Origin of the sequence: Ancylobacter sp. (assembly GCF_965229075.1) — a bacterium.
Lineage (GTDB): Bacteria > Pseudomonadota > Alphaproteobacteria > Rhizobiales > Xanthobacteraceae > Ancylobacter.
Genome location: NZ_CBDDIO010000001.1, coordinates 353,950 through 366,388, shown reverse-complemented (window position 1 = coordinate 366,388; position 12,439 = coordinate 353,950). Strand labels below are relative to the sequence as shown.

The following is a 12,439-nucleotide window of genomic DNA, read 5'->3' as shown; positions in this document are numbered from 1 at the left end:
CGTTACTTCGGCGAAGGTCGATGCTAGGTCGTTACTCCCACAAATGGTGCGGCACGGCCCGCGCCGTTCCGCCTCCCCCCAGCCGTCGATGATGTCTCGTGCACCACTCGCTTCGCTACCGCGCCCATATTGACGGCCTGCGCGCCATCGCCGTCCTTGGCGTCGTGCTCTATCATTTCGGTGCGAAATGGCTGCCGGGCGGCTTTGTCGGCGTCGACGTGTTCTTCGTCATTTCAGGCTATCTGATCTGCAAGTCGATCTATGCCGACGTGGCGGAGGGCCGCTTCTCGCTGCTCGCCTTTTATGAGCGGCGCATCCGCCGCATCGCGCCGGCCTTCCTCGCGGTTACGGCGGTCACGGCCATCGCCGCCGCGCTGATCCTGCTGCCGTACCAGATGCTCATTTTCGGCCGCTCCGTGCTGTGGTCGGTGTTCGCCGTCGGCAACATCTTCTTCTACCAGCGCACCGACTATTTCGCCCCGGCGGCGCAGGAAATGCCGCTGCTGCATTATTGGTCGCTGGCGGTGGAAGAGCAGTTCTATTTCCTGTTTCCCGCCGTGGTCCTGCTGCTGAACCGCTTCGGCCGCCGCGCCCTCGTCGTGGGCGTGCTGGCGCTGTTCGTCGCCTCGCTCGCCGCCAGCCAGCTCATGCTGACGCGCGATCCCGCCGCCGCCTATTTCCTCCTGCCCTTCCGCGCCTTCGAGATGCTCATCGGCGCGGCGCTGGCGCTGCCGGGCGTGCGCTTCTCGCAGAAGCCGGTGGAATGCGCCGCCGCTGTGCTGGGCGGCTGCGCCATGATCCTCGGCGCGATGCTGATGCTGAAAGCCTCCTCGCCCTTCCCGGGCCTGCGCGCGCTCACGCCCTGCGTCGGCGCGGCGCTGGTGATCTGGGGCGGGGAAGGCGTGGCCACGCTGGGCACGCGCCTGCTCGGCAGCCGGCCGATGGTCTTCGTCGGCAAGATCTCCTATTCGCTCTATCTCGTGCACTGGCCGATCGTCGCGCTGGGCAAGGAGTGGCTGGGGCCGGTGGCGCCGCTGCACTTCCTCATCGGCGGCGTAGCGCTGTCGCTGCTGCTCGGCTTCCTGTCCTGGCGCTTCGTCGAACAGCCGGTGCGTGTCAACCGGCGGCTGTTCACGGCGAAGGTTCTCGTCGGCACCACGCTCGCGGGCACGCTGGTGCTCGCGGTCTTCGCCCAGGTCGCCATCGCCACGCGCGGCCTGCCGCAGCGGCTCTCGCCCGAGGCGCAGCGCCTCGCCGCCTATGCCTTCTACAACGGCGACCCGGTTTTTCGGCAGGGCGTGTGCTTCACCCCCTTCTTCCTCGCCGACTACAAGGCGAAGCCGGAATGCCTGCCCACCGGCCATCCCTCGGTCATGGTCTGGGGCAGCAGCCATATCGCCCATTTCATCACCGCCATCATCGCGGCGGGCGAGGCGCGCGGCTATGAGGTCGGCCAGATCACCGGCGCCGCCTGCCCGCCGGTGAGCGAGCGCTTTGCCCGGGTCGTGCCCTATTGCCGCGACATGAACCTGTTCGCGCGCAAATGGGTCGAGGAGCATAAGCCGGACATTCTGGTGCTGGGCGGCCTCAGCGTGGCGACGCCCGATCTCGACGCGGCGATCGCGGAGTTCGTGCGCCTTGGCATCAGGGTCGTGGTGGTTGGTCCCGTGCCGCTGTACCGCGACGCGGTGCCGAAGCTGCTCGCGCGCCGCATCGAGGCGGGCGAGAGATCCACCGACGCCGGCAGCGACGCCCTCCCCGGCGCCCGCACATCCGACAAGGCCCTGGCCGCGCATTTCGCCGCCATGCCGGGCGTCACCTATATCTCGGTGTTCGATGCCGCCTGCGGCAGCGCCGACTGCCCGCTGATGGTGGAGGGCGAACCGCTGCAGCATGACAGCTCGCATTTCACCATGGCCGGCGCGCGCTTCTTCGGCCGGCCGGTGAGCGAACTCATCTTCGGCAGCCCGGCGAAATAGCCCGCTGTGGCTTTCGCGCCATAGGCTTGCGCAAATGCGGCGGGATTGCGCCTTAGGCCAAGGCGCCCGCCGGATTTTCGCCGCATACTGCACCGGCGGCCGCCGGCGTCCCGAATGCCGGCCGGGCGGAGGTCCCCCTCCGCGGCGGGCCGACGAACGGGGCATGAGATGAGGCTTACGATGCGACTGAAGACAATGGCCGCCCTGGTGCTGGGCGCCGCGCTCATCGCGGGCAGCGCGCCCGCCATGGCGCAGAGCGCGAGCACACCTTCCTTTTTCAGCTTCTTCCCGCGCCCGTCGAATTTCGGCAACGGCCCGGTGAAGGGCACGTCCTCGATCCGGCGCCAGACCGTGGCCTATAACGGCCCCTACAAGCCGGGCACCATCGTGGTGAACACGGGCGAGCGCCGGCTCTATCTGGTGCAGGACAATGGCACGGCGCTGAAATACGGCATCGGCGTCGGCCGCGACGGCTTCCGCTGGGGCGGCATCAAGACCATTACCCGCAAGGCCGAATGGCCGGGCTGGACCCCGCCGCCGCAGATGCTGCAGCGCCGCCCCGACCTGCCGCGCTACATGCCCGGCGGCATCGACAACCCGCTCGGCGCCCGCGCCATGTATCTCGGCTCGACGCTCTACCGCATCCACGGCTCCAACGAGCCGGAGACGATCGGCCAGGCGGTGTCGTCCGGCTGCTTCCGCATGACCAATGACGACGTGACCGATCTCTATGATCGGGTGAGGGTCGGCACCACGGTGGTCGTGCTCAACTGAGCGACGCGCCTCTCGCCGGGCGGCCGGAAGGTCGCCCGCGCACCGCGCGGTTCGTCAGTGCCGGCGCACCGCCCAGTCTTTCAGTGCCGGCGCACGGCGCCGGGGGCGTCGCGCGACAGGTTCTTCGCCGCCAGCTCCTGCAGATAGCGCTTGAAGCGCGCCTCCTGGTCGCGGCCGAGCTCGTATAGCCAGTCCCAGGTGTAGATGCCGGTGGAATGGCCGTCGTCGAAGATCAGCCGCACGGCGTAATTCCCCACCGGGATCGCTTCCTCGATCCGCACCTCGCGCTTGCCCGCCACCAGCTGGCGGTCGGCCGGCGAATGGCCCTGCACCTCGGCGGAAGGGCTTTCCACCCGCAGCAGTTCGGCCGGCAGCGCGTAGCTCGCCCCGCCCTCGAAGGCGATGGTGAGCACACGGCGGTCCTTGTGCACCTTGATCTCGGTCGGCCAGTTGGCGGCGTCGGTCACGGGCGTCTTCCTCTTCTCGCGTTCCTCCCCACATAGACAGAGCGCGCGGCTTCGCCAATCCCCCCGCACCGGGTCCTCCTCTGCGTGGCGGCATTTGCGCAAAACCCGTGTCACGAATGGGTTAGGCTATCGGCCGATAGGGTTGCGCGGCTTGGCAGGCCCGGCCCCGGCCTTTAGAAATGGACGCAAGAAACAGCGCCCTTCGGCGCGGGAGCGACTGCGTGAGCACCAGCGAAGCCGTCATCGACCGTTTTCAGCGCGAGACCCCGCGGGCGCCTCTGGTCGACACGTTCGGCCGCGCCGTCACCTATCTGCGCGTCTCGGTCACCGACCGCTGCGATTTCCGCTGCGTGTACTGCATGGCCGAACACATGACCTTCCTGCCGAAGCCGGAATTGCTGACGCTGGAGGAGCTGGACCGCCTGTGCTCGGCCTTCGTCGCGCGCGGCGTGAAGAAGCTGCGCCTCACCGGCGGCGAGCCGCTGGTGCGCCGCGATGTGATGACCCTGTTCCGCTCGCTCGGCCGCCATCTGGATTCCGGCGCGCTGGAAGAACTGACGCTGACCACCAATGGCTCGCAGCTCGCCCGCTTCGCGCGCGAACTCGCCGAGTGCGGGGTCAAGCGCATCAATGTCTCGCTCGACACGCTCGACCCCGACCGTTTCCGGGCGCTGACCCGCTGGGGCGACCTTTCCAAGGTGCTCACCGGCATCGACGCCGCGCAGCAGGCCGGGCTGCATGTGAAGCTGAACGCCGTGGCGCTGGCCGGCGAGAACGAGGACGAGATCCCCGGCCTCATCGAATGGGCGCATGGGCGCGGCATGGACCTGTCGCTCATCGAGGTGATGCCGCTGGGCGAAACCGGCGCCGAGCGCATCGACCAGTATCTCCCCCTCTCCACCGTGCGCGCGCGCCTCGCCGAGCGCTGGACGCTGGAGGACATTCCGTTCCGCACCGGCGGCCCGGCGCGTTATGTCTCGATCAAGGAAACCGGCGGCCGGCTCGGCTTCATCACCCCGCTGACGCATAATTTCTGCGAGGGCTGCAACCGCGTCCGCGTCACCTGCACCGGCACGCTCTATATGTGCCTCGGCCAGGACGACGCCGCCGATCTGCGCGCGCCTCTGCGCGCCTCCGAGAGCGACGAGACGCTGCACGCCGCCCTGGACGACGCCATTTTCCGCAAGCCCAAGGGGCACGATTTCGTGATCGACCGCCCCGGACAGGCCCCGGCGGTGCGCCGGCATATGAGCCTTACCGGCGGCTGAACCCGGCGCGGTTCAAGCCCTGCGCATGGCTGCCGCGCGCCCCGCCATGTTGCTGCGTTGCAATACAACGTGCATAGGATTGGCGGAATCGCGCTGCTAAATAGCAGCGAACACTTTCTTTTTCGACATAGAGCGTTTCGCGATGCAGCTTCCGCTGTTGGCCCTCGCCATGGCCTCCTTCGGCATTGGCACGACCGAATTCGTCATCATGGGCCTCCTGCCGGAGGTCGCCGCCGATCTCTCGGTCAGCATCCCCGCCGCCGGCCTGCTGGTCACTGGCTATGCGCTCGGCGTGGTGGTGGGCGCGCCCATCGTCGCCATCATCACCAATTCGCTGCCGCGCAAGGGCACGCTGATCGGCCTTGCCAGCATGTTCGTGCTGGGCAATTTCCTCTGCGCCATCGCGCCGGACTACTGGTTCCTCATGGGCGCGCGGGTGGTCACCGCCTTCTGCCACGGCGCCTTTTTCGGCATCGGCGCGGTCGTGGCGGCCAATCTGGTGCCGCCGAATCAGCGGGCCAGCGCCATCGCGCTGATGTTCGCCGGGCTGACGCTGGCCAATGTGCTCGGCGTGCCGCTCGGCACCGCGCTCGGTCAGGCCGCCGGCTGGCGCTCCACCTTCTGGGCCGTGGTGCTCATCGGCATTCTCGCGGTCAGCGCCATCGCTCTGTGGGTGCCGCGCGACATTCCCCATGCCTCGGGCAACATCCTGCGCGAATTCGCGGTGCTGAAGCGCCCGCAAGTGATCCTCACCATGCTGATGAGCGTGCTGGCCTCGGCCAGCCTGTTTTCGGTGTTCACCTATATCGCCCCACTGCTGCGCGACGTGACGGGCTTCACCCCGCACGCTGTGACCTATGTGCTGCTGCTGTTCGGGGTGGGCATCACCATCGGCAATCTGCTCGGTGGCAAGCTGGCGGACTGGCGGCTGATGCCCTCGCTGATGGCGAGCTTCATCGGGCTGGCCGCCGTGCTGGTGGCCTTCGTCTTCCTCAGCGGCTTCGCCGCCGCCACGGTCGCCACCGTCTTCGTCTGGGGCATTCTGGTGTTCGCCGTGGTGCCGCCGATCCAGATGCGGGTGGTGGACGCGGCGGAAGGCGCGCCCAACCTCGCCTCGACGCTCAATCAAGGCGCGTTCAATCTCGGCAATGCGGCCGGCGCCTGGATCGGCGGCGCGGCGATCACCTTCGGCATCAGCTATGCGGACCTGCCCTGGGTCGGGGCCGGACTGGCGGTGGGTGCGCTCGGCCTGTGCGTCGCCTCGCAAGCGCTGGAACGCCGCACCGGCGGGCTGGTGGAGGCGGACGAGCTGGCTGGCGAGGTCGCCTGCGAGGAGTGCTGAACCGGCCTTGAGCCGCCCCCTTTCCCCGGGGGCGACTTTCTTCCGGCGCCGTCGCCAAAGTCGCGATTGCGCCGCCTTTGCATGGCTTAAGGGCGCTTCTGCCTCCGGATACTCCTCATGCACGCCCAAAGCGCCAAGCGCGGCATCCTTCTGATGATCGCGGGCTCGTCGATCTTCTCCACCAATGACGCCTTCTCCAAGCTGGCGGTGGCGCACATCCCGACCTCGCAGATCCTCGCCATGCGCGGCGTGCTCGCCGCGCTGGTGCTTCTGGCGGTGCTGGGCTGGATGGGGCAGTTGCCGGCGCTGCGCCACATGATGGAGCGGCGGGTGCTGCTGCGGGCGCTCACCGAGGCCGGGGTGGCGATGCTGTTCATCACCTCGATCTCGGTGATGTCGATCGCCGATTCGACCGCCATCCTGCAGGTCACCCCGCTCGCCACCATGGCGGCGGCGGTGTTGCTGTTCGGCGCGCATATCGGCTGGCGGCAATGGGTGGCGGTCGGCATCGGCTTTCTCGGCGTGACGCTGATCGTCAAGCCCGGCAGCTCCGCCTTCGACACCATGGCGCTGCTGCCGCTCGGCGCGGCTCTGCTGATGGCGCTGCGCGATTTCATCACCGGCCGCATCGGCGCGCATGTGCCGACGCTGGTCGTCACCTTCACCACGGCGGTGGTCGGCATGGGCTTCGGCTTCGCCGGCAGTTCGGTGGAGCCCTGGCAGGCGGTCGATGCGCGGACGCTGGCCTATCTCGTCGGCGGCAGCATCTCGCTGGTGATCGGCCAGTTGCTGACCATCGCGGCGATGCGCAGCGCCGACATCTCGGTGGTGGCGCCGTTCCGCTATGCCGCCGTGGTCTGCGCGGTGGGCCTCTCCGCCGTGGTGTTCCACGACATGCCCGATCTCGTCTCGATCGGCGGCATGGCGCTCATCATGGCGGCGGGGCTCTACACCATGCACCACCATATGAGCGCCCGCGCCCTCACCGCCGCCCGCCCGGCGCCGCGCGAGGCCGCCTGCGAGGGGCCCCGCGCCGGCGGCTGAGCCTCAGCCCTTCTGGCGGGCGCGGATCATGTAGCCGTCGTAAGGATATTCGCCGACCTGCCACCACAGATACTCCTCGTTGCGGAAGGCGAGCATCGAGTCGTAGATCTTCTTGAAATCGGCGTTCTTGGCGGAAATCTCCGCCATCAGCGCGATGTTCTCCTTATAGGCCGCGTCCATCACCTCCGGCGGGAACGGGCGCAGCTGCGCGCCGCCAGCCACCAGCCGGCGCAGCGCCGCCGGGTTGCGGGCGTCGTATTTCGCCAGCATGTCGGCATTGGCATAGGCGGAGGCGGCCTCGAACGCCGCCTGGTAGGCCTTGGGCAGTTCCTCCCACGCCTTGGAATTGGCGATGAAGTGGATGGTCGGGCCGCCTTCCCACCAGCCGGGATAATAGTAATAGGGCGCCACCCGCACGAAGCCGAGCTTCTCGTCGTCCACCGGGCCGACGAATTCGGCGGCGTCGATCGTGCCCTTTTCCAGCGCCGGATAGATGTCGCCGCCAGCGAAGTTCTGCGGCACCAGGCCGAGCCGCGCCAGCACCTGCCCGGCAATGCCGGGAATGCGCATCTTCAGCCCCTTGAGATCGGCGACCGACTTGATCTCCTTGCGGAACCAGCCGCCCATCTGCGCGCCGGTATTGCCGCCGGCGAAGCCCACCACGCCATATTTCGCCAGGAACGCCGCCTGCAGCTCGTTGCCGCCGCCATGGTAGAGCCATGCCGTCTGCATGCGCGCGTTGAGGCCGAAAGGCAGCGTGGTGAAGGGGGCGAAGGACGGGTCCTTGCCGATGTAATAATACAGCGCCGTCTGGCACACCTCGACCGTGCGGTTCTGCACCGCGTCGAACGCCTGCAGGCCGGGCACGATCTCGCCGGGGGCGAACACGTCGATGGTGAAGCGCCCATCCGTGGCCTCGCCGACATATTTCGACAGCAGGGTCGCCGCGCCATAGATGGTGTCGAGCGATTTCGGGTAGCTGGAGGTCAGCCGCCAGCGCAGCGTCGGCAGGCTCTGGGCGAGCGCGGGCGCCGCCAGCGTGGACGCGGCGGCGGCGGTGGCGAGGCCGGCGCCCGTGATCAGGCCCCGGCGGGAAGGCGAGTGCGGCATCGGCGTTTCCTCTGTGTTTTCTTTATTCCCTCTCCCCGACGGGAGAGGGAGAAACCTCACCCCCGCGTGCGGGCGCGGATCATGTAGCCGTCATAGGGGTATTCGCCAACCTGCCACCACAGATACTCCTCGTTGCGGAAGGCGATCTGCGCGTCCATGATTTTCTTGAACCCGGCATTCTTGGCGCTGATCTCGGCGATCAGCTCGTTCGAGGCCTTCCACGAGGCGTCGAGGAAGCTCTGCGGGAAGGTGCGCAGCTGCGCACCCGCCGCCACCAGCCGGCGCAGCGCCGCCGGGTTGAAGGCGTCGTATTTCGCCAGCATGTCGCTGTTGGCATAGGCCACCGCCGCCTCGAACGCCGCCTGATAGGCCTTGGGCAGGGCGTTCCACTTGTCGCGGTTGACCACGACATTCATCGTCGGCCCGCCATCCCACCAGCCGGGATAGTAGTAATAGGGCGCCACCCGGACAAAGCCGAGCTTCTCGTCGTCATAGGGGCCGACCCATTCGCAGGCGTCGATCGTGCCCTTTTCCAGCGCGGCATAGATGTCGCCGGGGGCGATCTGCTGCGGCACCACGCCGAGCTTGGCCACCACCTGCCCGGCAATGCCGCCGATGCGGAACTTCAGCCCACGGAAATCGGCAAGGTCCTTCACCTCCTTGCGGAACCAGCCGCCCATCTGGGTGCCGGTATTGCCGCCGAGGAAGCCGACAAGGTTGTATTTGGCCAGGAACTCGTCCTGCAATTCGCGCCCGCCGCCATGGTAGAACCAGGCGTTCTGCATCCGCGCGTTCAGCCCGAAGGGCATGGTGGTGAAGCAAGCGAAGGCCGGATCCTTGCCGGTGTAGTAATAGAGCGGCGTCTGCGCCACCTCGACCGTGCCGTTCTGCACCGCGTCGAGCGCCTGCAAGCCCGGCACGATCTCGCCGGCGGCGAAGTTCTGGATGACGAAGCGGCCTTCCGTCACCTCGCTCACATAGTGCGACACCAGCTCATTGGCGCCGAAAATGGCGTCCAGCACCTTCGGCACGGAAGAGGTGAGCCGCCAGCGCACCTGCGGCGCGCCCTGCGCCAAGGCGGGGGCGGCGAGCGTGGCGGCGGGGGCGGCAAGGGCGGCGGTGCGGAGAAATTCGCGGCGCTTCATGGGCAGGCAGAGCTCCGGGGGCTGGCTCCGAGGGGGCGGCGGATGTTTGCAGCAGCCCGGCCCGCAGAGCAACCGGCTGTTGCCTCGCCGCTGAAATGTTCTTGATATGTTCACGCACGCCCGTTAGCGTTTCGCCCGCATCCGGAGATGATCGCCATGACCGACAAGGCCGCCCGCTTCCGCGCCCTGCATGAAGGGCCCGGCGCCTTCATCCTGCCCAACCCGTGGGATGCCGGCACGGCGCGCATTTTCGCGGCGCTGGGCTATCCCGCGCTCGCCACCACCAGCGCCGGGATGGATTTTTCCCGTGGCGTCCCGGAGGGCACCACCTCGCGCGCGGACCTTCTCGCCCACTGCGCCAGCATCGTCGCCGCGACGCCGCTGCCCGTGTCGGCCGATCTGGAAATGGGCTTGGGCGACAGCCCGGAAAGCGCGGGCGAAACCATCCGCGCCGCCGCCGCGCTTGGGCTGGCTGGCGGATCGCTGGAAGACCACACCGGCCGGCGGGACGCGCCGATCTATGATTTCGCCCTCGCCGTCGAGCGCATCGCGGCGGCGGCCGAGGCCCGCAACGGATTGAGCGGCGACTTCGTGCTCACCGCGCGGGCGGAGAACTTTCTCTGGGGCCGGCCCGACCTCGACGACACCATCCGCCGGCTGCAGGCGTTCGAGGCGGCGGGCGCGGATGTGCTCTACGCGCCGGGCCTGCCGGATATCGACGCGGTGCGCACGGTGTGCGCGTCGGTCTCCCGGCCGGTCAATGTGGTGGTCGGCATCGGCAAGACGCGCTTCACCCGCGAGGAACTGGGCGAAGCCGGCGTGCGGCGCATCAGCATCGGCTCAAGTCTCGCCCGCCTCGCCTATGGCGCCGTCGCCCGCGCCGCGCAGGCGATGCAGAGCGAAGGGCGGTTCGACTTTGTCGACGGCGCCATGGGCTTCGCCGAGATCGAGGCGTTCTTCACCGCCTTCGCGGCGCAGCCGCGTTGAGCGCGGAAGGGTAAGGCGGCACGGGCCGCCTCCCCTCGCCGGTTCGCCTCAGCCTTCCATCACGATGCGGGGCGCCGGGCGCGCCGCACTGCGCCGGCCGGCCAGCGCCTCGCGCACCGAATTGGCGATGGCGCGGTAGATGCCGGCCTCCGCGCTGTCCGGCCGGGTAGCGACCACCGGAAGGCCGGCGTCCGAGGTCTCGCGGATCGACATTTGCAGCGGCACCTCGCCGAGGAAGGGCACGCCGAGCCGCTGCGCCTCATGCCGCGCCCCGCCATGGCCGAACACGTCGGAGCGGGTGCCGCAATGCGGGCACATGAAGTAGCTCATGTTCTCGACCACGCCGAGCACCGGCACGTTCACCTTCTGGAACATGGCGACTCCGCGCCGCGCGTCGATCAGCGCGAGGTCCTGCGGGGTGGAGACGATGACGGCGCCGGCGAGCGGCACCTGCTGCGCCATGGTCAGCTGCGCGTCGCCGGTGCCGGGCGGCATGTCGACCACGAGAATGTCGAGCGGCGCCCAGTTCACTTCCTTCAGCATCTGGCTGATCGCCGACATCACCATCGGCCCGCGCCAGATCATCGGGGTCTCTTCCTCCACCAGGAAGCCGATGGACATCACCTTGAGGCCGAAGGCCTGCATCGGCGTGATCATCCGGCCGTTCACCTCCGGCCGGCCCTTCAACCCCATCAGGCGCGGCACGGAAGGGCCGTAAATATCGGCGTCGAGCAGGCCGACCTTGAGCCCGGAGGCAGCGAGGCCGAGCGCCAGATTCGCCGCAAGGGTCGACTTGCCGACGCCGCCCTTGCCGGAGGCCACCGCGATGATGGCGCCGACGCCCGGCAGGCCCGGCGTCTCCTTCTGCGGATCAGCCGGCGGCTGGGCATGCGAATGGCCCGCATGGCTGTGGCCGGCATGGGAGTGGCCGCCGGCGGCCGGGGCGCGCGCGGCGGCGGGCGTGTGCGAGGCGATGGGCGGCAGGCCGGCCTTGCGCTCGGCGGTCAGCGCCACCAGCGCCGAGGTCACGCCCGGCGTGCCGCGCACGGTGCGTTCCACGGCGGCGCGCACTGGCTCCCAGGCGCGGGCCTCGGCGGCATCGACGGTGAGGGAGAGATAAACCTTGCCGTCCGAGACCAGCACTTCCGAGAGCACGCCGGCCTCGGTCACGGGACGGCCATCGGGGGCGGAAACCTGCGCCAGCCGCGCCTTCACATCGTCTGCCGTCGCCATAGCGCGCTTCTCCTCAATAGAGCTGTTTCAAGCTGAGACACACCAGCGCGCGCGCAGCGTCAACCCGTGCCGCGCCGTCGGGTGATCGGCGCCCGCTATGGCGCTGCGCTGCACACAAAAGGGTCAGTTCGACTTTGTGATGAGGGATGCGGCACCCCGTTGCGCATCCTTCGCAAATAGTGCCAGCATGGGTTGCCGGCAACGACAGAACAAACCGGCGCAGCGTACTCGTTCAGAGGGGAACATCATGAGCCTCGTCACCCGGTTCGCGGCGGCGGCCTCCCTTGCCGTGGCCATTCTTGCCCTAGCCCCGGCCGGCGGCGCCTCCGCCAAGGAATGGAAGACCGTCCGCATCGGCACGGAAGGCGCCTACCCGCCCTTCAACTATATCGAGAATGGCGAGCTGAAAGGCTTCGACATCGACATCGCCAAGGCGCTCTGCGCCAAGATGAAGGTGGAATGCTCCTTCACCGCGCAGGATTGGGACGGCATCATCCCGGCGCTGCTGGCGAACAAATACGACGCTATCGTCGCCTCGATGTCGATCACCGAGGAGCGCAAGCAGCAGATCGCCTTCTCGAAGAAATACTACAAGACCCCCGCCACCTTCGTGGTGCCGACGGGTTCCGCCATCACCGAGACCTCGCCGCAGGCGCTGAAGGGCAAGGTGCTGGGCGCGCAGGGCTCCACCATCCATTCCAACTATCTCGAAGACGTGTACGCCAAGGCCGGCGCCGAGGTGAAGCTCTACGGCAAGCAGGACGAGGCCAATCTCGACCTCGCCAATGGCCGCCTCGACGCGGTGCTCGCCGACAAGGTGGTGCTGCTGGAATGGCTCGGCACCAATGAGGGCAAGTGCTGCAAGTTCACCGGCGCCGAGCACACCGACCCGAAATATTTCGGCGAGGGCGTCGGTGTCGGCATCCGCAAGGGCGACCCGGAACTGGTGGCCATGTTCAACAAGGCGATCGATGAGATCGTCGCCGACGGCACCTACAAGACCATCAACGACAAGTATTTCCCCTTCAGCGTCTACTGACGCCCCGCCGCGGCGCCGCCCCCGCTCGGGGACGGCGCCTTCTCGTCCGCT

The 12,439-nt window shown here is 68.2% G+C and carries 11 protein-coding genes; 7 read left to right on the top strand and 4 right to left on the bottom strand.

The genetic code is table 11. The features are described 5' to 3' along the window. Nucleotides 1-98 precede the first annotated feature (98 nt). Together ACO07Z_RS01975 and ACO07Z_RS01970 are read left to right on the top strand one after the other, a co-directional pair. The gene (locus ACO07Z_RS01975; protein ID WP_421697171.1) at nucleotides 99-1,979 is read left to right on the top strand and encodes an acyltransferase family protein; all 1,881 of its coding nucleotides are present in this window, start codon (nucleotides 99-101) and stop codon (nucleotides 1,977-1,979) included. Nucleotides 1,980-2,147: 168 nt separating this feature from the next. Then, nucleotides 2,148-2,753, top strand: coding sequence for a L,D-transpeptidase (locus ACO07Z_RS01970; protein WP_421697170.1), 606 nt, complete (start codon nucleotides 2,148-2,150; stop codon nucleotides 2,751-2,753). Nucleotides 2,754-2,833: 80 nt separating this feature from the next. Here ACO07Z_RS01970 and ACO07Z_RS01965 read toward each other — a convergent pair whose 3' ends face one another. Continuing rightward, on the bottom strand, nucleotides 2,834-3,220 hold the full coding sequence (locus ACO07Z_RS01965; RefSeq protein ID WP_307020287.1) for a DUF971 domain-containing protein: 387 nt from the start codon (nucleotides 3,218-3,220) through the stop codon (nucleotides 2,834-2,836). A 221-nt stretch (nucleotides 3,221-3,441) separates the two neighbouring features. Here ACO07Z_RS01965 and moaA point away from each other — a divergent pair, with 221 nt between their 5' ends. From moaA to ACO07Z_RS01950, 3 genes are all read left to right on the top strand, one after another. Further along, nucleotides 3,442-4,488 carry a GTP 3',8-cyclase MoaA gene (moaA, locus tag ACO07Z_RS01960; RefSeq protein ID WP_421697169.1) on the top strand — a complete coding sequence of 349 codons (1,047 nt, stop codon included), beginning with the start codon at nucleotides 3,442-3,444 and terminating at the stop codon, nucleotides 4,486-4,488. Between the two features lie 142 nt (nucleotides 4,489-4,630). Then, nucleotides 4,631-5,830 (top strand): MFS transporter, encoded by a 1,200-nt coding sequence (locus ACO07Z_RS01955; RefSeq protein WP_421697168.1) that lies wholly within the window; start codon nucleotides 4,631-4,633, stop codon nucleotides 5,828-5,830. Between the two features lie 117 nt (nucleotides 5,831-5,947). Next, nucleotides 5,948-6,874, top strand: a complete 927-nt coding sequence (locus tag ACO07Z_RS01950; RefSeq protein ID WP_421697167.1) for a DMT family transporter — start codon at nucleotides 5,948-5,950, stop codon at nucleotides 6,872-6,874. A gap of 3 nt (nucleotides 6,875-6,877) precedes the next feature. On the opposite strand, the gene ACO07Z_RS01945 is transcribed toward ACO07Z_RS01950, so the two are convergent. Together ACO07Z_RS01945 and ACO07Z_RS01940 are read right to left on the bottom strand one after the other, a co-directional pair. Further along, nucleotides 6,878-7,984, bottom strand: coding sequence for a TRAP transporter substrate-binding protein (locus ACO07Z_RS01945; RefSeq protein WP_421697166.1), 1,107 nt, complete (start codon nucleotides 7,982-7,984; stop codon nucleotides 6,878-6,880). 56 nt (nucleotides 7,985-8,040) lie between these two features. Next, nucleotides 8,041-9,129 (bottom strand): TRAP transporter substrate-binding protein, encoded by a 1,089-nt coding sequence (locus tag ACO07Z_RS01940; protein ID WP_421697165.1) that lies wholly within the window; start codon nucleotides 9,127-9,129, stop codon nucleotides 8,041-8,043. Between the two features lie 156 nt (nucleotides 9,130-9,285). On the opposite strand from ACO07Z_RS01940, the gene ACO07Z_RS01935 reads away from it, so the two are divergent. Next, nucleotides 9,286-10,116, top strand: coding sequence for an isocitrate lyase/PEP mutase family protein (locus ACO07Z_RS01935; protein ID WP_421697164.1), 831 nt, complete (start codon nucleotides 9,286-9,288; stop codon nucleotides 10,114-10,116). A 48-nt stretch (nucleotides 10,117-10,164) separates the two neighbouring features. Here the strand turns inward: ACO07Z_RS01935 and ACO07Z_RS01930 are convergent, their stop codons facing one another. Further along, complete coding sequence (locus tag ACO07Z_RS01930) at nucleotides 10,165-11,349, bottom strand: Mrp/NBP35 family ATP-binding protein (protein ID WP_421697163.1); 1,185 nt, start codon at nucleotides 11,347-11,349, stop codon at nucleotides 10,165-10,167. Nucleotides 11,350-11,596: 247 nt separating this feature from the next. Between ACO07Z_RS01930 and ACO07Z_RS01925 the strand changes: the two genes are divergently transcribed. After that, complete coding sequence (locus ACO07Z_RS01925; protein WP_421697162.1) at nucleotides 11,597-12,388, top strand: ABC transporter substrate-binding protein; 792 nt, start codon at nucleotides 11,597-11,599, stop codon at nucleotides 12,386-12,388. Nucleotides 12,389-12,439: the final 51 nt, after the last annotated feature.

Bases quoted from the DNA above. Each gene is read 5' to 3' on its own strand.
- ACO07Z_RS01970 (WP_421697170.1), top strand. From the start codon at position 2,148: ATGAGGCTTACGATGCGACTGAAGACAATGGCCGCCCTGGTGCTGGGC.
- ACO07Z_RS01955 (WP_421697168.1), top strand. From the start codon at position 4,631: ATGCAGCTTCCGCTGTTGGCCCTCGCCATGGCCTCCTTCGGCATTGGC.
- ACO07Z_RS01950 (WP_421697167.1), top strand. From the start codon at position 5,948: ATGCACGCCCAAAGCGCCAAGCGCGGCATCCTTCTGATGATCGCGGGC.
- ACO07Z_RS01945 (WP_421697166.1), bottom strand. From the start codon at position 7,984: ATGCCGCACTCGCCTTCCCGCCGGGGCCTGATCACGGGCGCCGGCCTC.
- ACO07Z_RS01940 (WP_421697165.1), bottom strand. From the start codon at position 9,129: ATGAAGCGCCGCGAATTTCTCCGCACCGCCGCCCTTGCCGCCCCCGCC.
- ACO07Z_RS01935 (WP_421697164.1), top strand. From the start codon at position 9,286: ATGACCGACAAGGCCGCCCGCTTCCGCGCCCTGCATGAAGGGCCCGGC.
- ACO07Z_RS01930 (WP_421697163.1), bottom strand. From the start codon at position 11,349: ATGGCGACGGCAGACGATGTGAAGGCGCGGCTGGCGCAGGTTTCCGCC.
- ACO07Z_RS01925 (WP_421697162.1), top strand. From the start codon at position 11,597: ATGAGCCTCGTCACCCGGTTCGCGGCGGCGGCCTCCCTTGCCGTGGCC.